Source organism: Prevotella sp. BV3P1, from assembly GCF_000479005.1.
Lineage (GTDB): Bacteria > Bacteroidota > Bacteroidia > Bacteroidales > Bacteroidaceae > Prevotella.
This window is the reverse complement of the sequence record NZ_AWXC01000037.1, coordinates 140,825-160,853: the sequence shown is the minus strand read 5'-3', so window position 1 is coordinate 160,853 and position 20,029 is coordinate 140,825. Positions and strand designations below refer to the sequence as shown.

The following is a 20,029-nucleotide window of genomic DNA, read 5'->3' as shown; positions in this document are numbered from 1 at the left end:
ACAAAAGTAAATAACTAAGATTTTAAAATATGATGAAACAGTGTAAGCACCCAATATGAGCGGTCTTTGTGTGATCATCCTGTTTTACTACACAAAAGCGGCGATGTTGAATGCTTGACTGGTAATAGCATAGCAATTGGTAATGTGCATCTTAAACACTGCAAACAAACCTTTTTACACATTGGTGAAACAACGATTGAGCCGAAAATATTGACGCATGTGACAAAACAGGCAACAAAAACGTTTCGAATCGCTATAAACTCAAAAACCGGCTGCAAGTTTCAAGGCCTGCAGCCGGTTTCTGATAATGCAAGCGGCTGCCATGAGGCAGCCACTTGTTTGTATTCTACTAGTGGTTACTCTGAAAAGTCGAGTACATTCTTGCGATTTGCTTCGATACGCTCGTACTCTTCTTTCGAGCCTACAATGAGTTTCTCCCACTGACGAAGGCCTGTTCCGGCAGGAATCAGGTGACCGCAAATCACGTTCTCCTTCATTCCCTCCAGATGGTCTACTTTCGCACGGATGGCAGCCTCGTTGAGAACCTTTGTCGTTTCCTGGAACGAAGCAGCACTCATGAAGCTCTTGGTTTGCAAAGCGGCACGAGTGATACCCTGAAGTATCTGAGTGGACGTAGCAGGAAGAGCATCACGAACCTCTACGGGTCGCAAATCACGACGTTTCAAGGCCGAATTTTCATCACGGAGCTTGCGCGCCGTCACAATCTGTCCTACTTTCAACACCTCGCTATCGCCGGCATTGGTAACAACCTTCTTACCCCAGATACGATCGTTCTCCTCAGCAAAGTCGAGTTTGTCTACCAGTTCTTGCTCCAAGAATGTAGTATCACCCGGCTCGTTGATTTGAACCTTACGCATCATCTGGCGAACAATGATTTCGAAGTGCTTGTCATTGATTTTCACACCTTGCAAACGATACACGTCTTGTACCTCGTTCACGATGTACTCTTGTACAGCGGTTGGGCCTTTGATAGCCAAAATATCATCGGGTGTGATGACACCATCAGACAACGGGGTTCCAGCACGAACAGCATCGTGTTCCTGAACAAGAATCTGCTTGCTCAATGAAACAAGGTACTTCTTTTGCTCACCAGTTCTTGACGTGACGATGATTTCACGGTTGCCTCGCTTCACCTTGCCCATGGTTACCTCTCCATCGATTTCAGAAACCACAGCGGGGTTGGATGGGTTACGAGCCTCGAACAACTCGGTAACACGCGGAAGACCACCAGTGATATCACCTGCACCACCTACGGCACGTGGTATCTTCACCAAGGTTTGACCCGACTTGATGGTTGCCCCGTCATCAACGACAACGTGTCCACCAACAGGGAAGTTATAGGTACCCAACACTTCTCCATTCTTACCGATGATGTCACAGGTAGGCACCAATGATTTATCCTTAGAGTCGCTAATAATCTTTTCTGTCAGACCCGTTGTTTCATCAGTTTCAGCATGGTAGGTCTTACCAGCGACAACGCCATTAAACTTCAAGGTACCGGAATATTCTGAAACGATCAATGCGTTGAAAGGATCCCACTTAGCAATGAGGCTACCTTTTTTCACCTTGTCACCATGTTTGTAATAGAGTGAGCTGCCATAAGGTACATTCAATGTACTTAATACGATGTCAGTGTTGGGATCGATGAAACGGATTTCAGCCAAACGGCTCACCACTTTCATACATTCAACATCCTTCTCGCCGTCACTCTCAACGAATGGTACGGTACGCAGTTCTTCAAACTCAATCTTGCAGTCGTTCTTTGCCACGATGCTGGCATTTGCAGCCGCATTACCAGCCACACCACCAGCGTGGAAAGTACGAAGGGTAAGCTGCGTACCCGGCTCACCAATGGCTTGTGCTGCGATAACACCAACGGCCTCGCCCTTTTGAACCATGCGGGCTGTTGCAAGGTTACGTCCATAACACTTCTTGCAGACCCCACGCTTGCTCTCACAAGTGAGCACCGAACGAATTTCAACACTCTCGATGGGAGATTCATCTATCTGGCGGGCTTTGTCCTCTGTGATTTCCTCACCAGCCGCTACAATCAGTTCGCCTGTTGTCGGGTGAATAATGTCATGCACAGAAACACGTCCCAAGATACGCTCGTAAAGCGTCGAAATAATCTCATCCCCACTCTTCAGTGCTGTGCAGACCAGTCCACGCAAAGTGCCACAATCTTCTTCGGTGATGATGACATCGTGGGAAACGTCTACCAAACGACGTGTCAAATAACCGGCATCGGCAGTCTTCATAGCCGTATCGGCAAGACCCTTGCGGGCACCGTGTGAGGAGATAAAGTACTCGAGCACTGACATACCTTCCTTGAAGTTAGAAAGAATAGGGTTCTCGATAATCTGTTGTCCTTCGGCTCCTGCTTTCTGAGGTTTGGCCATCAAGCCACGCATACCGGAGAGCTGCTTAATCTGATCCTTAGAACCACGGGCTCCAGAATCGAGCATCATGTACACGGCATTGAATCCCTGGTCGTTCTCGGTCATCACCTTCATGAGGACGTCACCCAACTCGTTGTTGACATGTGTCCATGCATCGATAACCTGATTGTAACGTTCGGTATCGGTGATGAATCCCATCTCGTAGTTGGACTTGATTTGATTTACCTCGTCCTGTCCTTTCTTCACAATGCCTTCCTTCTCTTCAGGAATGATGATATCATCCAGGTTGAAAGAAAGACCAGCCAGGTATGCCATGCGGTAACCCAAATTCTTGATACCATCCAAGAACTCACATGCGCGAGCCATACCTACCACCTTGATAACATCTGAGATGATGCCACGCAGGGTTTTCTTAGAAATAATGTCATTGAAATAGCCCACTTCATCTGGGATGATGCCATTGACGATGACGCGACCTACGGATGTGTCGACCATGCGGTCTTCCAACTGTCCGTTGACCAAATCTTTGACAATCACTTTCACAGGGGCATGTAAGTCGCATCGTCCTTCATTATAGGCGATGATGGCTTCTTCAGGGCCATAGAAAGTAAGGCCAGCGCCTTTGGCTCCCGGACGAATCTTCGTTACATAATACAAACCGAGCACCATGTCCTGAGAAGGAACGGTGATAGGCGCACCATTGGCTGGGTTCAAGATGTTGTGGCTCTGGAGCATCAAAATCTGAGCTTCAAGAACAGCCTCATTACTCAAAGGAAGGTGAACGGCCATCTGGTCACCATCAAAGTCGGCGTTGAAGGCGGTACAAGCCAAAGGATGCAACTGAATAGCCTTGCCTTCAATCAGTTTAGGCTGGAAAGCCTGGATACCCAATCGGTGAAGTGTAGGGGCGCGGTTCAACAGCACTGGATGACCCTTCATCACGTTTTCCAAAATGTCCCAAATGACAGGTTCACGACGGTCGACTATCTTCTTGGCACTCTTTACGGTCTTAACGATGCCGCGTTCGATTAGTTTGCGGATGATGAAGGGTTTGTAGAGCTCGGCAGCCATCAACTTCGGCAAGCCGCACTCGCCCATCTTCAATTCTGGTCCAACGACAATTACCGAACGAGCAGAATAGTCAACACGCTTACCCAAGAGGTTTTGACGGAAACGTCCTGCCTTACCTTTCAGAGAATCAGACAACGACTTCAATGGACGATTGCTCTCGCTTTTCACCGCACTGCTCTTGCGAGAGTTGTCGAACAAGGAGTCGACTGCCTCTTGGAGCATACGCTTCTCATTGCGCAGAATAACCTCAGGCGCTTTGATTTCCATCAAGCGCTTCAGACGGTTGTTACGAATAATGACGCGACGATAGAGATCATTCAAGTCGGAAGTAGCGAAGCGACCTCCATCCAATGGGACGAGCGGACGTAGCTCAGGTGGAATCACTGGAACAATCTTCAGAATCATCCACTCGGGGCGATTGATATCCGTACTGGTACGGAAGGCTTCAACAACCTGCAAACGCTTCAAGGCTTCTGTCTTGCGCTGTTGGCTCGAGTCGTTGTTGGCACGGTCACGCAACTCGTACGAAATAGAATCCAAATCCAGATTGGCCAGCAAATCATAGACAGCATCAGCACCCATCTTGGCAATAAACTTATTGGGATCCGTATCCTCCAAGCGATCATTGTTTGGATCCAGTTGATGGTCGATGATATCGAGATATTCATCTTCCGTCAGTAAATCCATAACATGTGACCCATTGACTTCAGCTCCATCTGCGTCTTTACGTCCTTCCATGAGTCCAGGTTTGATTACTACATATTTTTCGTAGTAGATCACCGAATCAAGTTTCTTGGTTGGCATACCCAACAAGTAACCAATCTTATTAGGCAAGGAGCGGAAGTACCATATATGTGCTACAGGCACCACCAATTCAATATGTCCGGAACGCTCGCGACGTACTTTCTTTTCTGTGACCTCAACGCCGCAACGGTCGCAGACAATTCCCTTGTAACGAATACGCTTGTACTTACCACAAGCGCACTCGTAGTCTTTTGTAGGACCAAAGATGCGTTCACAGAATAAGCCATCCCGTTCGGGCTTGTACGTACGGTAATTGATGGTTTCTGGTTTAGTCACCTCACCGTAAGAATTCTCCAGAATCTCTTCGGGAGAAGCCAAGCTGATGGTTATCTTCGTAAAATTATTTTTTACTTTTGTATCTTTCTTAAAAGCCATGTTCTTTATCTTTATTGTGTGAAAACAATCTATTCATTACTAATCGAGTTTCACGCTCAATCCGAGTCCACGCAATTCATGGAGAAGTACATTCAACGACTCTGGGATACCAGGTGTTGGCATGACATCGCCCTTGACGATAGCCTCGTATGCCTTGCTGCGCCCAACTGTGTCGTCTGACTTGATGGTGAGGATCTCTTGCAATACATGACTTGCACCGAAAGCTTCAAGAGCCCATACCTCCATCTCACCAAAACGTTGTCCACCAAATTGTGCTTTACCACCAAGTGGCTGTTGGGTAATCAAAGAGTAAGGACCAATAGAGCGTGCGTGCATCTTATCCTCAACCATGTGTCCGAGTTTCAAGAAATAGGTGACACCCACCGTTGCAGGCTGGTCAAATATCTTTCCTGTTTCTCCATCATACAGATGGGTAGAGCACAAGTGAGGCAATCCGGCTTTGTCTGTCCATTCTGACAAATCGTCCAATTTGGCACCATCGAAAATAGGTGTGGCAAACTTAACACCCAGCTTGCGACCGGCAGCACCAAGGATGGCTTCGAATATCTGTCCCAGGTTCATACGAGAAGGCACACCCAATGGGTTCAACACCAAGTCAACCGGACGACCGTCTTCCAAGAATGGCATATCCTCTACACGGACAATCTTAGACACGATACCCTTGTTACCATGGCGTCCTGCGAGTTTGTCACCCACACTAATCTTACGTTTCTTAGCGATGTAGACCTTAGCCATCTGCAAAACGCCTGTTGGGAGTTCGTCACCGATAGAGATGGCAAACTTACGACGCTTCAATTCTGCATCAAGCAACTTGTATTTTCGGATATAGTTAAGTATCAACGTCTGGATGAGGCCATTGGTATGCTCATCATCCGTCCAATCGTTAGACTGAATTCCGTCATATTCCAGATTCTTCAAAGCGGCAGCTGTAAAATTGCTTCCCTTTGTAATAATCTCGGCACCCGTATAATCTTTCACACCTTGTGACTTTTTGCTCTCTGTCAAAGTCAACAACTTGTCTACCAGGATATCCTTCAAGTCGGTATTCTTGGCTTCGTACTCTTCGTCGATCTTCGCAAGAATCAGCTTATCATGCTTCTTGGTCTCACGTGTCTTGATGGCACGCGTAAAGAGTTTTTTGTCAATCACGACACCACTCAAGGATGGGTTGGCCTTCAAAGAGGAATCCTTCACGTCTCCGGCTTTGTCACCAAAGATGGCACGAAGCAATTTCTCTTCAGGAGAAGGATCGCTCTCGCCCTTAGGTGAAATCTTACCAATTAAGATGTCACCCGGCTCTACCCGTGCCCCTACCCTGATGACACCATTTTCATCAAGATCCTTGGTTGCCTCTTCACTAACATTGGGGATGTCGTTGGTAAACTCTTCCATGCCTCGCTTTGTTTCGCGGACATCAAGAGAATACTCATCAACGTGGACAGATGTCAATACGTCATCACGAACGACACGTTCGGAAATAACCACAGCATCCTCATAGTTGTATCCCTTCCATGGCATGTAAGCCACCAACATGTTGCGACCGAGTGCCAACTCACCGTTTTCAGTTGCGTAGCCCTCAGTTAAGATGTCGCCATCCTTCACACGTTGACCTTTCACACAAATAGGACGCAAGTCGATGGTCATATTTTGATTGGTACGACGGAACTTGGGAATACGATATTCCTTTAAGGCTGGTTCGAAACTTACAAACTCTTCTTCTTCGGTGCGGTCATATAAGATACGAATGGTTGTAGCATCAACATAATCTATCACACCATCACCTTCGGCAGTAATCATCGTACGAGAGTTTTCACACACCTGCTTCTCCAATCCTGTTCCTACGATAGGTGCATCATTGTGAAGCAAAGGTACGGCCTGACGCATCATGTTACATCCCATCAACGCGCGGTGACCATCGTCATGCTCCAAGAATGGAATCAGCGCAGCAGAAACAGAAGCAATCTGCTGGGGAGAAACATCCATCAAGGCAACCTCATCGGGGGCAACTACTGGGTAGTCGGCATCTTGACGACATTTCACATAGTCACGAATGAACGAACCATCTTTACGCAACGGAGCATTTCCCTGTCCAACGGGCAAATCTTCCTCTTCCTCCGCTGTCATGAACACGATATGATCATTGTTCATGTCAACTTTTGCATCCTTCACCTTTCGATAAGGGGTAACAATGAAGCCCATGTCGTTGATCTTTGCATACACGCAAAGTGAAGAAATCAAGCCAATGTTTGGTCCTTCAGGACTTTCAATAGGACACAAACGACCATAGTGTGTATAGTGTACGTCACGCACCTCGAAACCTGCACGTTCACGTGAAAGTCCACCAGGGCCTAACGCTGACAAACGACGTTTGTGAGTGACCTCAGCCAATGGATTGGTTTGATCCATGAACTGCGACAATGGATTGGTTCCAAAGAACGAGTTGATTACGCTTGTGATGGTCTTGGCATTAATCAAATCAGTGGGTGTGAAGACTTCATTGTCACGCACGTTCATGCGTTCACGAATGGTCCTACTCATACGGGCCAACCCAATAGAGAACTGATTGGACAACTGCTCACCAACTGTACGCACACGTCGATTAGACAAGTGATCTATGTCATCCACCGTGGCATTGGAGTTGACCAACTGAATCAAATATTTGATGATCGCAATAATGTCATCTTTGGTCAACACACGGATATCCATGTCGGTATCCAAGCCCAATTTCTTATTGATACGATAGCGGCCTACTTCTCCTAAGTCATAACGCTTGTCAGAGAAGAACAAATTATTAAATACCTCTCTGGCACTGGCGTCATCTACCGGGTCGGCATTACGCAATTGACGATAAATATAGGTAACCGCCTCTTTTTCTGAGTTGGATGGATCCTTCGACAGCGTATTGAAGATGATTGCAAACTTGTTTGCCATCTCAGAATCCTTATGTAACAGGATGGTCGAAGCTCCACTATCCAAGATGTCTTGAAGATTCTCAGCAGTGATTTCAGTTTCGCGCTCCATAATAACCTCATTGCGCTCAATGGACACCACGGATCCTGTATCCTCATCCACAAAGTCTTCATTCCAGCTTTTCAGAACACGTGCGGCCAGTCGGCGTCCAACAGCAGCCTTCATGTTCTTCTTATTCACCTTTACTTCTTCAGCAAGATCAAAGATTTGAAGAATATCTTTATCCGACTGGTAGCCTATGGCACGCAACAAAGTGGTAACGGGCAGTTTCTTCTTACGATCAATATAGGCATACATCACATTATTGATGTCAGTAGCGAACTCAATCCACGAACCCTTGAACGGAATGATTCGAGCTGAGTACAACATGGTACCATTGGCATGCACTCCTTGGCCGAAGAAGACACCTGGTGAGCGATGCAGCTGAGAAACAACAACACGCTCGGCGCCATTGATAACAAAGGTACCGTTATCCGTCATATAAGGAATGGTGCCCAGGAACACATCCTGTATAAAAGTACCAAAATCTTCGTGATCAGGATCAGTACAATAAAGTTTCATCTTTGCCTTCAAAGGCACACTATATGTCAAGCCACGCTCCAGACATTCGTCAATGGAATATCTGGGTGGATCGATATAGTAATCCAAGAACTCAAGAACGAAATTGTTACGCGTATCGGTGATAGGGAAGTTCTCTGCGAACACCTTATACAAACCGTCATTCTTGCGTTCCTCAGGTGGTGTTTCCAACTGTAAGAAATCCTTGAAGGACTTTAATTGCACGTCGAGGAAATCCGGAAATGGAACCGGATTATGTACGCTTGCAAAATTAATTCTGTTATCAATGATTTTTGTAGCCATATATTTTATGATTGGGAAAACTTTCCCATGAGCCAATTAGGATTTTGTCATCTTAACACAAAAAGGTTAGGACGTGCCTACTGAGCAAATCCTAACCATATTCGTAATAAAGTAATTGGTACTGTAAAGCCACAATGGCGATACAGTGCCTAATTATTTGAGCTTACTTGAGTTCTACCTTAGCACCAGCTTCTTCAATAGCCTTCTTCAAGTTCTCAGCCTCGTCTTTAGACAGACCTTCCTTGATGGTAGCAGGAGCACCGTCTACCAAATCCTTAGCTTCCTTCAAGCCAAGGCCACAAGCTTCTTTCACGGCCTTAACAACCTGAAGCTTGGTACCACCAACTTCTGTCAAGACAACATCAAAAGATGTCTTCTCTTCAGCTGCATCAGCTGCACCAGCTGCAGGACCAGCAGCTACAGCAACAGCTGCAGCAGCGGGCTCAATACCATACTCGTCCTTGAGGACTGTTGCCAACTCATTAACTTCCTTAACTGTCAAATTTACCAATTCTTCAGCAATAGCTTTAATATCTGCCATTTTATTCTAAAAATTTAATTTATTTTTTATCTTATTTATTTACTCTTAATACCATCAATGAATGAACATCATTGATTACTCAGGACGCTCGCCTAATGTCTTCAAAACGCCATGAATGGTGTTTGCACCCGACTGGAGAGCAGAAACAACGTTCTTTGCCGGTGATTGCAGCAATGTAACAATCTCTGCAATAACTTCGTTCTTGCTCTTGAGAGCAGCCAGCTCCGCCAATTTATCCGCACCTACATAGATACTTTCTTCAGCATAAGCTGCTTTGAGTGCAGGAATTCCTTCCTTTTGATATTCCTTCAGTAGTTTAGCAGGCACATTAGCTGTCTGTGTGAACATCACAGCCGTGCTGCCTTTCAAACTATCGTATAAAGGTTCATAGTCAACATCAGATGCGTCGAAGGCTTTACGCAGAAGCGTATTCTTCACAACGACCATCTTAATCTCGTTCTTGAAGCATTTGCGACGAAGCGCACTTGTAGCTCCGGCATCCAACCCTGTAAGATCTACAAGATAGAAATGCGGAAACTCCTTGAGCTTCTCACCTAATTCAACGATTATAGTATCTTTTACTTCCTTTTTCATTTTACAAAACTTTTAGAGTTATTCAACTGATTTAGGATCAATCTTGATACCCTTACTCATAGTGCTGGAAATAAAGATACTCTTGATGTATGTACCTTTAGCAGCAGTCGGTTTCAATTTGATAACCGTAGAGATAAACTCCTTCGCATTGCCATAGATTTGCTCTGCTGTCATGCTCACTTTGCCAATGGAGGTATGAATGATACCTGCCTTGTCAACCTTAAAGTCTATCTTACCCTTCTTAATTTCCGAAACCGCCTTAGCAACATCCATAGTTACAGTACCACTTTTAGGGTTAGGCATCAAGCCACGAGGCCCGAGCACGCGACCCAAAGGACCTACTTTTCCCATGCATGATGGCATTGTAATAATCACATCTACATCTGTCCATCCACCTTTGATCTTTTCGATATACTCATCCAGACCAACATAGTCGGCACCTGCTTCCTTGGCAGCTGCTTCCTGATCAGGAGTACAGAGGCAGAGAACACGAGTAACCTTACCAGTTCCGTGTGGAAGTGTTACAACACCTCGCACCATCTGGTTAGCCTTTCGTGGGTCTACGCCTAAGCGAACATCGATATCCAGAGATGCATCAAACTTAGTGGTGGTAATTTCCTTCACCAATTCTGAAGCCTCTTTCAATGTGTATGCCTTCCCTGCTTCAACCTTCTCAGCTACTGATTTCTGATTTTTTGTCAGTTTACTCATTTCTAATTGAAGTTTTAATTATTTCCAGGGAATTCCCCTTTTACAGTAATACCCATACTACGTGCAGTACCTGCAACAAGTCTCATCGCACTCTCAATAGTAAAACAATTCAAATCGGCCATCTTATCTTCAGCAATAGTCCGTACCTGATCCCAAGTAACGGAGGCTACCTTCTGACGATTGGGCTGAGCTGAGGCTGTCTTTACTTTTGCCATCTCCTTTAACTGTACTGCTGCAGGAGGTGTTTTGAGAACAAAATCGAATGACTTGTCAGTATAGTAAGTGATAATAACAGGAATAATTTTTCCTGCCTTATCCTGGGTTCTGGCGTTGAACTCCTTGCAGAATCCCATGATATTGATACCCTTAGAACCCAAAGCAGGTCCTACTGGTGGAGAAGGATTCGCAGCACCACCTTTAATCTGTAATTTGATTAATCCAGCTACTTCTTTAGCCATTTTTGTTAATATTTAATTTAATATATATGAAAGATAACCTAACGCCCGTAACTGCGTTAAGCCTCTTTTTCAACTTGCATAAAACTTAATTCCAGCGGAGTCTTACGTCCAAAAATCTTGACCAAGACCTTCAGTTTATGTTTCTCGGCATTCACCTCTTCGATGACGCCAGTGAAACCGCTAAACGGTCCATCGGTCACCTTGACAACCTCATCAACCTCATAAGGAACTTCAATACTGCTCATAATTTCGGTTTCTTCGGCTTCGCCAAGCATGCGATTAATTTCAGACTGAGGAACAGGCGATGGATTGTCCAATCCTCCAAGGAATCCCAAACAATTGGGCATGAAACGCAAGGTATGCGCCACATCACCTACGAGGGAAGCTTCAACAAAAACGTATCCCGGGAGACTGATCTTCTCCTTTTCAACTCTCTTGCCATTACGCAAGGCTGCATGCTTCTCCACAGGTATCAACACCTGCGAAACATGCTGTTGTAACAACGTGTTGTGTTTCGTTTCAGCCTCAATGTATTCTTTCAACTTGGCTTCTTTTCCACTGACAGCACGAAGTACATACCAATTCTTTTTTGTTTCAGCCATATCCTAATGATTTAACCTGGATAAACAATGCCCATCAAGTGCTGGAAGCACCAGTCCATACAGAACACAATCAGTGCAATGACTAAGGAAGCAGATAATACAACCACTGCACTGTGAGTTAATTCCCGGCTTGTAGGCCAAGTAGTTTTATGCGCAAGTTCATCATAGCAAGCTTTGCAGTAATTTACTGCATTCTTGAAAAAACTTTCAATTTTCTTAAACATATGATTCTTTTTTTAGCACGGGTTGAAAGACTCGAACTCTCGACACCTGGTTTTGGAGACCAGTGCTCTACCAACTGAGCTAAACCCGTAAAAGAAGTCCCCGCAATCCCATTGCGGGAACTTTGTATGATAACGAGAAAAGGTATGCCTTACTCGTTAGTGGTCAATTTACTTTACGTCGTCAAGAATCTGTGTGATCTGGCCAGAACCTACGGTACGACCACCCTCACGGATAGCGAAACGAAGACCTTCGTTCAGAGCAACCTTGTAAATCAAGGTAACCTCAATCTCTACGTTGTCACCAGGCATTACCATCTCTACGCCTTCTGGCAGAGTGATCTCACCTGTACAGTCCATCGTACGGAGATAGAACTGAGGACGATACTTGTTTCCGAATGGAGTGTGACGTCCACCTTCTTCCTTCTTCAATACATAGATAGAAGCCTTGAAGTGATCGTGAGGAGTGATGGCACCAGGGTGTACGACAACCATACCACGCTTCACCTCATCCTTATCGATACCGCGGAGCAAAAGTCCTACGTTATCACCAGCTTCACCTTCAGAAAGAATCTTACGGAACATCTCAACGCCTGTTACAACAGACTTCTTGTCCTCACCAAGACCGAGCAACTGAATTTCGTCGCCTACCTTCACCTTACCGGTTTCGATACGGCCTGTAACAACAGTACCACGACCTGTAATAGAGAAGACATCCTCTACTGGCATCAAGAAAGGTTTGTCAAGGTCACGCTCTGGTTCTTGAATCCACTCGTCAACAGTGTCCATCAACGTCATTACGCTGTCAACCCACTTGTCAACACCATTCAATGCACCCAATGCAGAACCACGAACGATTGGAGTATCCTCTTCGAAATCGTATTGCTCAAGAAGTTCGCGCAACTCCATTTCTACGAGTTCCATCATCTCCTCATCATCAACCAAGTCACACTTGTTCAAGAAGACAACCAAACGAGGAACGTTTACCTGACGAGCCAAAAGCACGTGCTCACGTGTCTGAGGCATAGGACCGTCTGTAGCTGCAACCACCAGGATAGAACCGTCCATCTGAGCAGCACCAGTAACCATGTTCTTTACATAGTCGGCGTGACCCGGACAGTCTACGTGTGCATAGTGACGCTTAGCTGTTTCATACTCGATGTGAGAAGAGTTGATGGTGATACCACGCTCTTTCTCCTCAGGGGCATTGTCAATTTGGTCAAACGACTTAACATCCTCACCACCAAAGCCCTTATCATGAAGAGTCTTAGAGATGGCTGCTGTCAAAGTAGTCTTACCGTGGTCAACGTGACCAATTGTACCAATGTTTACGTGCGGTTTGGTACGCTTAAATTCTTCTTTAGCCATAGCTTTTCTTTTTTATTTATATAAATGAATAGTCAAAAGTTTTATCTGTTTTTCTACAAAGGATCTATAAAATAGAACCGAAGTAGAGCTGTAACTGAGAGTTGAACTCAGGACCTCTTCCTTACCAAGGAAGTGCTCTACCACTGAGCTATTACAGCAGTGAGAGCGGAAAACGGGGCTCAAACCCGCGACCCCCAGCTTGGAAGGCTAGTGCTCTATCAACTGAGCTATTTCCGCAAAAACTTCTACTGAAGTGGGTAGTGATGGATTCGAACCACCGAAGTCGAAAGACAGCAGATTTACAGTCTGCCCCATTTGGCCACTCTGGTAACTACCCTTTTTGTTTATACAACCCGCACTTCCTTTTGTTGGAGAGCCTCTTGTCGGATTCGAACCAACGACCCCGAGATTACAAATCACGTGCTCTGGCCAACTGAGCTAAAGAGGCGATTCTATGCAGCCGTCAAACCACTCGTTTAATACGTGTTGTAAAACGGCTGCAAAGATAGGGATTATTTTTTAATCGCCAAAGCTTTTTTGATTTTTTTTTAATGCGCCCGCATTTTTTCTTTGTATTTGGAGATTTGAACGCGCATAGCGTCTACACAGAGGTCAATGCTCTCTTCAAATGTATCACAAGTTTTCTCCACAAACAGCGTACTGCCTGGAACGGCTACTGTCAAGGCTGTCTGCTTATTCAATGCGGTTGCTGGCTTTATTAATTTCAGTTGCACCTCTACTTTCTGAATATCTTCCAATGTTTTTTCTAACTTGCCTACTTTTTTTTCGATAAAGGCTTCCAATTTCTCGGTAGTGTCAAAATGAATTGACTGAATCTTAATTTCCATAATACCTCCTGTTATTTTTAAAAAGGTTAAGCTCTGGGATGAGCCTTCTCATAGACTTTCTTCAACTGTTCAAACGTGGTATGCGTATAGATTTCGGTTGTCTCCAGACTTTCATGTCCCAGCAACTTTTGCACGTTTTCAAGCCCCGCCCCATGGTTTAGCATGGTGGTAGCAAAAGTGTGTCTAAGCACATGCGGTGTACGTTTCTTCAAAGTGCAGACCAGCGACAAATGTTTCTTTACAAGATACCTCACTTGGTTGTGGTTCAGTCGAACACCGTTTTTTGACAAAAAGAAGGCCGACGAGTTTCGCACAATCTGATCGTTACGTTGATTCAAATACACCTTAAGAACCTGATCCAGTTCATCACCGAATGGAACGAGTCGCTGTTTATTCCTTTTTCCCAGAACTTTAAACTGCCGGTTGACAAAGTCTACTGAAACATCATCCAACCCTATCAATTCCGCCAACCGCATGCCTGTTTCATAAAAGGTAATAATAATGGTACGCGCGAGGGCATCTTGATAGCTGGTATCCCATGTGCTGGCATCCAACAACTCATCCATTTCTGATTCCTTCAAAAACTGAGGCAAGGGTTTACCCATCTTGGGACGTTCAATGCGCAAGGTGGGATTGACCTGAACCAGCCCTCGGGAAAGGGAATAGCGATAGAGGGAACGCAATGCACTCAATCTTCTGCAAATTGAAGTGGCACTGTTCCCACGATCCATCATATCCTCCATCCAACCGCGGATGACATCCGAGTCTACCGACTCCCATGCGATTTGATTCCCCAAGCCTTGAAAATAGCGTTCAAAGGCCCTCAGGTCATCGCCGTAGCTTTTAGCTGTAAGCGCTGAGCGATTTTTCTCAAATCTCAGGTAGTTCAAAAACTCTTCTATCATGACGCCTTCCGTTGAAGTATTGCATCTGAAGCTTCATTCTCTCGAAACGATGTATGTCCTCTCACAGAGAGCAGCATCAGATTTTGCAACGAAAATAAGGAAATTAATTTAAACTACCAAATTTTTTAGAAGATTTTACTCTTCTGCGTCGCGCAACTTCTGTATGTAGATGGCACGTTCCATCTTCAGGCGCTTCAAAACCGACGGCTTGTTGTACTGCTGACGAGCACGCAACTCTTTAGACACACCGGTTTTATCGAATTTTCTCTTGAATTTTTTAAGAGCCCTTTCGATGTTTTCACCATCTTTTACTGGTACGATAATCATGTTGTTGTTTTTAATTGTTTATAGTTTATTACGTTACATGATGACATCACGCCACCAAATGCGGGTGCAAAATTACGACTTATTTATCAAACAGCCAAGTTTTTAGATTACATTTTAATCTTTACGTCAAGCCATACGATTTAAAGTAGAGGTTACCGATTATGTCATATCAAACATAAAAACATAAAAAAAAGCTGGAGAAATACTCACTATTGTTTCTCCAGCTCTTCTTTTTAAGTTATAGCTTAATCGGTAATGACCAGCTTTCTACCCGTCTTGTCGATACTATCTTTCTTAACGACGATGTAAACTCCTGGTGCCAATCCTAACTTGCGGAATGTTCTTTCATTTGACAGATTGACATCTTTCACCAAAGCTCCTGCGAGGTTATAGATAAGGAAATCTCCTGTCAATGTTTCGCTCTGGAGGTCGATACCAGTCTTGATGTCTTCAAACATAGTAGCCTTGGTATTCATCAACACAAATCTGTTCTGATTCATACTCTTGACATCTGTCGCGAACGAATAAGTGAGCGTGTCGGCATCAAAGGGAGTAATAATCTTTGATTGACAGTCTACCAATTTAAGATTTTCATATTGTTCAAGACCCTTTTTGGTTGCCTTGATGCAATATGTGCCTGGCTCGGAAACTCTCACCGTGATGTTTGCCTTAGTAATATCGTTAGTTGTATTGACTTGCCAGATGCCATCTTTCGTTGTAGAATAAATAGCTGTCGGCATCATTTCGCCACCGAGCTTGCTACCATCCCAACCATTGTCAAATCCTTCTGTTGCATTTTCTGATTCGCAAAGCCACATTTGGTCGCCAGTTTTCTCACCCAGAAGAACAAGCTTGACAAATCCAGTAGGTTGATTATTTTCCATCTCGTATGCCTTAGCTCTTTGCGGAAGTGATGCTGTCGTCATGACATTATTGTTATAACTCAATTTCACCTCTGTAGGAGTGGTGCTGTAAACGGTTTTGTCTTTCGTATATTTGAGGAGGAAGCCCTGCATAGAAGGAATTTCATTCATGTCAAGTATTTCTGCTATATCGATTGGAACAGCCGTGTAGGTGCCAGCACCTTTTGCATCTTTATTGCTTAGCGTAGCTGTCCAGTCTTTTCCACTTCCTGTATTATAGAGATAAACCGTTTTTTCTAAGTCGTCTGGCATTGTAATCGAACTGATTTTGATTGGCGCGGTGAACGAATTGCCAAACAAATTCTGTCCTAATCCCCATCTAACGAACGACTCTTCGCCGGTTGCACCTTCCACCTTGGCAGCCTCGCGGGTGAGTTTCAATGTAACATCGTTATAATTGAGGTAGCCTCGGAGTGGCATTGTTCTCGGTTCGTCACGACGAATGGAATATGCCTTGAATGCATGCATCGTTTCACCTTTTGCCACGTTTCTAAACTTACGGTAAAACATCTTTTTTGCATTGTGCGCCTCATCATAAACATAGAGCCTTGACTTCGGGAATTGTGCTGCCGACATTTCCGCAAACGGTATTCCGAAGAACTGATCCGTCGAATTAATATAAAGCGTTTTTCCGAACGTCGGTGAACCCGTGAGATTATCTTTCCAAGTCTCATTTACTGCCTTGGTAAGTACGTTCATCTGAACTTCAGCATAAATCTTGTCTTTCTCTACTCCTTGATAGCGTGCGACAAATGTTCCGTTGGCCTTGCCATTAGAACCCGCTTCTATTTTCAGACGCACGGGTGCATATTTACCGTTATTATCTTTCTGATGTTCAAATCCCACAGTTGAGGTTTTTACATATAAAGCGGAGCCTTGAGGAATAACCATGGCCTTTTGGCTTTCATTAACGAGATTTGTTGCTGTGAAATTCAACGGCAGTCTTTCTGTGCCGGTCAGTCGGCAATCGTTCACCGCTGCATGGCCGTTGTTGTTTTCCTCGGTTGCAAAAACAATGTCTTCCCCTTCAGTAGGTACTTTGTTAGCTGTCCAGTTAGACGCAACGCTGAAGTTGTCACCAGTGTTCTTATCGGTGCTTCCAATCCAGTAGTTCTTTTGTTCATTGCGAGTAACAACGAATTTTACCAATCTTGTCCCTCCCGAAGAACCCGAACATGAGGTGTTGCCGGTAAACTGAGTCCGGATTTCATAAGTATATGTTCCTGGCTCCGTGAAAGTAACGTAAATATTATTACCGTTTTGCTTCAATTCGTTCTTTCCACCCGTGACATCATACCACTCTACGTCGTAAATATGGCTTGAAACAGGGAGAGAAACTTGCAATGGTTTCATGCCATCGGTAATGTCTATATGGATATTATCATTCACCTTAAAACCGTTAGGAGTTTTCACATTGACTTGAGGAAGGTCAGCAGTCGTCAGGTCAACAACCTTTTTCACTTCGCAACTTCCGCCAGAGCCGTAAGTAATTCTAACAGCATAAAAACCTTTTACAAGATCTTTCCACACCACATTTGCCTGTTCAGTAGAACGCGCTGTGTAAGTTTGGATGGCAGCTCCTTGCGGATTTCCGTTTGCATCTGCTTTATAAAGTTCATACGTAGCCGGCATGGTAACAGTCTTTCCACTTTGTAAGGAAACAGAAATATTACCTTTCTTCGCAGCAACATCACAAGAAGCTCCAGTCACATCAAAAGCATTCAGCTCGCTTGGCTTAAAAACAAACTTATATGACTTTGCCCAATATGGGTCAGGCTGATCCACTGGCTTCCAAGAAGCGGTGCCATCATTCTTATGGATGTTCATGACCTCATAAGGAGAATATGTGCGTGTTTCTTTTGCAATTGCCGAATAAACCTCCTGGTCTGTTATTGCCTGTACAGAGGCGCCGTTTATGATAGTGGGATAATAGCTGATGCCGAAATAAACCTCGTCCTTCAATTCACTCGGTTTATCAGAACTGTACCTCCAATTGTTGGAAGTAGAACTCTTAACTGTTTGGGTGACATATCCATAATGTAAGGTTGGCCAAGAAAACATATTCTTGTCTTGACTAGTCCCAAAGTCAAAATTTACTTTGTTGCTTTGGTTATCACAACTATACTCAACCAAAACTCCTTCGCCATATCCGTGGTCCCTTCTCAGCTTATAGGTCATCAGGTTGTCGTCTTCAATTCGGATGCCTTGGTCGCTTGTTCTTCCACATCGGTCTTTTAGCGTAAACACATAATCACCTGCCGGCAAATCTCCGATGTTGTAGTGGCTGTTTGACTTAGTGAAGTCTATCGTCTGCGGGAAGTTGATTGTTTTTTGATATTCGTGGTCGTCACCAAAATCAGTGATCATAAAGTCCTTCTTGCCATCAGGTCTGCTTATAATCACTTGGAAAGGAGCTTCCAAGTTGTTAGTGGAGAAAACGATACCGGCTGTATTGCCATGTATACCTAAGTCCCTTCTCTGAAATCTTCTGTAATTATCAGAAGCCGCATAATAAACCATTTCCGGCTTGGGATCACTCACAATAAATTCGCGTTCAAAATCTGTTTGCGGGTTACCTGTGGAATAAACCATCTTGTACACACCGGTCCCTGGTAATTTGAATGAGATTTTTTTGTCGATATCAAACTGTTCTGTCCACATAGGAGCCTCTATCAAAGGCTCAGTAGGATAGGTAAGGTCGGCGTTTTGCTTATAGATTTTTGCATAGCGATGCGCATCGTCCATAAAATAATAAACACGTGTCCCACTCATACCTTCATTTCCTGCAAAATTATATGACACACCATAGGAGGTATCCTTCCATCCGCAATCATCTGTCGGCGTTCCAACTGCGTATGGTGAGAGATTCAGCATTTGATTCACGGTAGTGTCCCAAAAATAGAAATCTTTTGTTTTCTCTCCCTCGCAAAGCTGTGTATATTTTATATCATATCTCCGATCCTTGATGTCTAACTTTCCGTTGTCAAAGGGGATTTTAAAGAAATAACGATAATAACCACTCCAAAATTTATGGGTATAAGCGGAGGCAAATTCAAGCGGGAACCACTCTCCATTGTTATCTTTTGCCCTAATTTTAGCCGTTTTCACCAACATTTCCAATGCTTCCTGCAAGCTCTTCTCATCATCGCATGCAATCTTAAACGACGTATAATAGTCGAAAGTATCCTTCCCCGTACGCTTGACAAAATAATTGGATCCATCTGGCCAAAATACTGGAGAAACAGAACTGATAGAACCGATGGAAGCAGAGGCTTTCCTGCTCTTAACATCGGTCACCTCAACAGTCACTTCGTCGCCATCTGCTAAATTGTTGATCACCCAACCCCTATCGGAGGTATTTTCTTTAGTTCTAATGTCGCTTCCTCCTCTATAATGTGTAATAGTTGCTTTATAACTGAACGGTTTTGCTCCTCCTGCCAACTCAACATTTACATATCCCAGAGAGCCGCATGTCACATCCTTTTTTGTCAAGGTTAATTTCGGAGCCGGTGGTTCCGGCAATTCCACCACCTGAATGTCATGCAAATAAGTGTGTTCGCTGCCATCTGTTTGTTGGAAATACACCTTATAGCTGCCTGCCTTGACGTTGTTCCATGTGATTTCCCAAACGTTGGGATTTGTGGATTTTTGTGTGAGCACATTATCCAACAACTGTGTGGTTTCACCCATCACCAGTTTGTTTTTATCCGTCGCCAAACGTAATTGCGCCTGTCCGTTGGGGGCTTCGTTGTCTTTGAGCGTAACGGTCAGCGTGATGCTGCTGACTTTGTCGCCTCCCACGTCCACTTTCGACACCTTACTGTTCAAAGGAGTCACGTCCACATATTCAAAAGCCGACATGGGCAAGCAGAAGACCAAAAGCATGAAGATTGTAGATGCGGTTATGTGTAAAAACTGCTTCATCTTTGTCATAAAATTAAATCGGAGTAAAAAATAATCCGATGTGTTTATGTTTTTTATTATGGAGAAATAAATGATTATTTTTACT

13 protein-coding genes and 5 tRNA genes are annotated in these 20,029 nt (G+C 44.4%); all 18 read right to left on the bottom strand.

Annotated features, from left to right (window positions below):
- Positions 1 to 356 precede the first annotated feature (356 nt).
- Entirely contained in the window at positions 357 to 4,670 is a 4,314-nt protein-coding gene (gene rpoC, locus HMPREF1254_RS07040; RefSeq protein WP_023057904.1) for a DNA-directed RNA polymerase subunit beta', read from the bottom strand.
- 39 nt (positions 4,671 to 4,709) lie between these two features.
- Complete coding sequence (rpoB, locus tag HMPREF1254_RS07035) at positions 4,710 to 8,522, bottom strand: DNA-directed RNA polymerase subunit beta (protein ID WP_023057897.1); 3,813 nt, start codon at positions 8,520 to 8,522, stop codon at positions 4,710 to 4,712.
- A gap of 163 nt (positions 8,523 to 8,685) precedes the next feature.
- Positions 8,686 to 9,063, bottom strand: coding sequence for a 50S ribosomal protein L7/L12 (rplL, locus tag HMPREF1254_RS07030; protein ID WP_023057880.1), 378 nt, complete (start codon positions 9,061 to 9,063; stop codon positions 8,686 to 8,688).
- Between the two features lie 75 nt (positions 9,064 to 9,138).
- Complete coding sequence (gene rplJ / locus HMPREF1254_RS07025; protein ID WP_023057970.1) at positions 9,139 to 9,657, bottom strand: 50S ribosomal protein L10; 519 nt, start codon at positions 9,655 to 9,657, stop codon at positions 9,139 to 9,141.
- 18 nt (positions 9,658 to 9,675) lie between these two features.
- Positions 9,676 to 10,368, bottom strand: a complete 693-nt coding sequence (gene rplA, locus HMPREF1254_RS07020; RefSeq protein ID WP_023057894.1) for a 50S ribosomal protein L1 — start codon at positions 10,366 to 10,368, stop codon at positions 9,676 to 9,678.
- 14 nt (positions 10,369 to 10,382) lie between these two features.
- Positions 10,383 to 10,826 (bottom strand): 50S ribosomal protein L11, encoded by a 444-nt coding sequence (rplK, locus tag HMPREF1254_RS07015; protein WP_023057936.1) that lies wholly within the window; start codon positions 10,824 to 10,826, stop codon positions 10,383 to 10,385.
- 56 nt (positions 10,827 to 10,882) lie between these two features.
- Positions 10,883 to 11,428 carry a transcription termination/antitermination protein NusG gene (nusG, locus tag HMPREF1254_RS07010; RefSeq protein WP_023057902.1) on the bottom strand — a complete coding sequence of 182 codons (546 nt, stop codon included), beginning with the start codon at positions 11,426 to 11,428 and terminating at the stop codon, positions 10,883 to 10,885.
- Positions 11,429 to 11,439: 11 nt separating this feature from the next.
- On the bottom strand, positions 11,440 to 11,652 hold the full coding sequence (gene secE / locus HMPREF1254_RS11760; protein WP_081699052.1) for a preprotein translocase subunit SecE: 213 nt from the start codon (positions 11,650 to 11,652) through the stop codon (positions 11,440 to 11,442).
- A gap of 16 nt (positions 11,653 to 11,668) precedes the next feature.
- Positions 11,669 to 11,741, bottom strand: a tRNA-Trp gene (locus HMPREF1254_RS07005).
- A gap of 79 nt (positions 11,742 to 11,820) precedes the next feature.
- Positions 11,821 to 13,017 (bottom strand): elongation factor Tu, encoded by a 1,197-nt coding sequence (tuf, locus tag HMPREF1254_RS07000; protein ID WP_023057867.1) that lies wholly within the window; start codon positions 13,015 to 13,017, stop codon positions 11,821 to 11,823.
- Positions 13,018 to 13,103: 86 nt separating this feature from the next.
- A tRNA-Thr gene (locus HMPREF1254_RS06995) sits at positions 13,104 to 13,175 on the bottom strand.
- A gap of 6 nt (positions 13,176 to 13,181) precedes the next feature.
- A tRNA-Gly gene (locus HMPREF1254_RS06990) sits at positions 13,182 to 13,254 on the bottom strand.
- Between the two features lie 17 nt (positions 13,255 to 13,271).
- Positions 13,272 to 13,354, bottom strand: a tRNA-Tyr gene (locus HMPREF1254_RS06985).
- Between the two features lie 37 nt (positions 13,355 to 13,391).
- Positions 13,392 to 13,465: transfer RNA gene (locus HMPREF1254_RS06980), tRNA-Thr, on the bottom strand.
- Positions 13,466 to 13,565: 100 nt separating this feature from the next.
- Positions 13,566 to 13,865 (bottom strand): ribosome hibernation-promoting factor, HPF/YfiA family, encoded by a 300-nt coding sequence (hpf, locus tag HMPREF1254_RS06975; RefSeq protein ID WP_023057940.1) that lies wholly within the window; start codon positions 13,863 to 13,865, stop codon positions 13,566 to 13,568.
- A gap of 26 nt (positions 13,866 to 13,891) precedes the next feature.
- Complete coding sequence (locus HMPREF1254_RS06970) at positions 13,892 to 14,770, bottom strand: tyrosine-type recombinase/integrase (RefSeq protein WP_023057921.1); 879 nt, start codon at positions 14,768 to 14,770, stop codon at positions 13,892 to 13,894.
- A gap of 135 nt (positions 14,771 to 14,905) precedes the next feature.
- Positions 14,906 to 15,097: a 30S ribosomal protein S21 gene (rpsU, locus tag HMPREF1254_RS06965; protein ID WP_004350084.1), complete on the bottom strand. Its 192-nt coding sequence runs from the start codon at positions 15,095 to 15,097 to the stop codon at positions 14,906 to 14,908.
- A gap of 245 nt (positions 15,098 to 15,342) precedes the next feature.
- Positions 15,343 to 19,944: a hypothetical protein gene (locus tag HMPREF1254_RS06960; protein ID WP_155945437.1), complete on the bottom strand. Its 4,602-nt coding sequence runs from the start codon at positions 19,942 to 19,944 to the stop codon at positions 15,343 to 15,345.
- Positions 19,945 to 20,029: the final 85 nt, after the last annotated feature.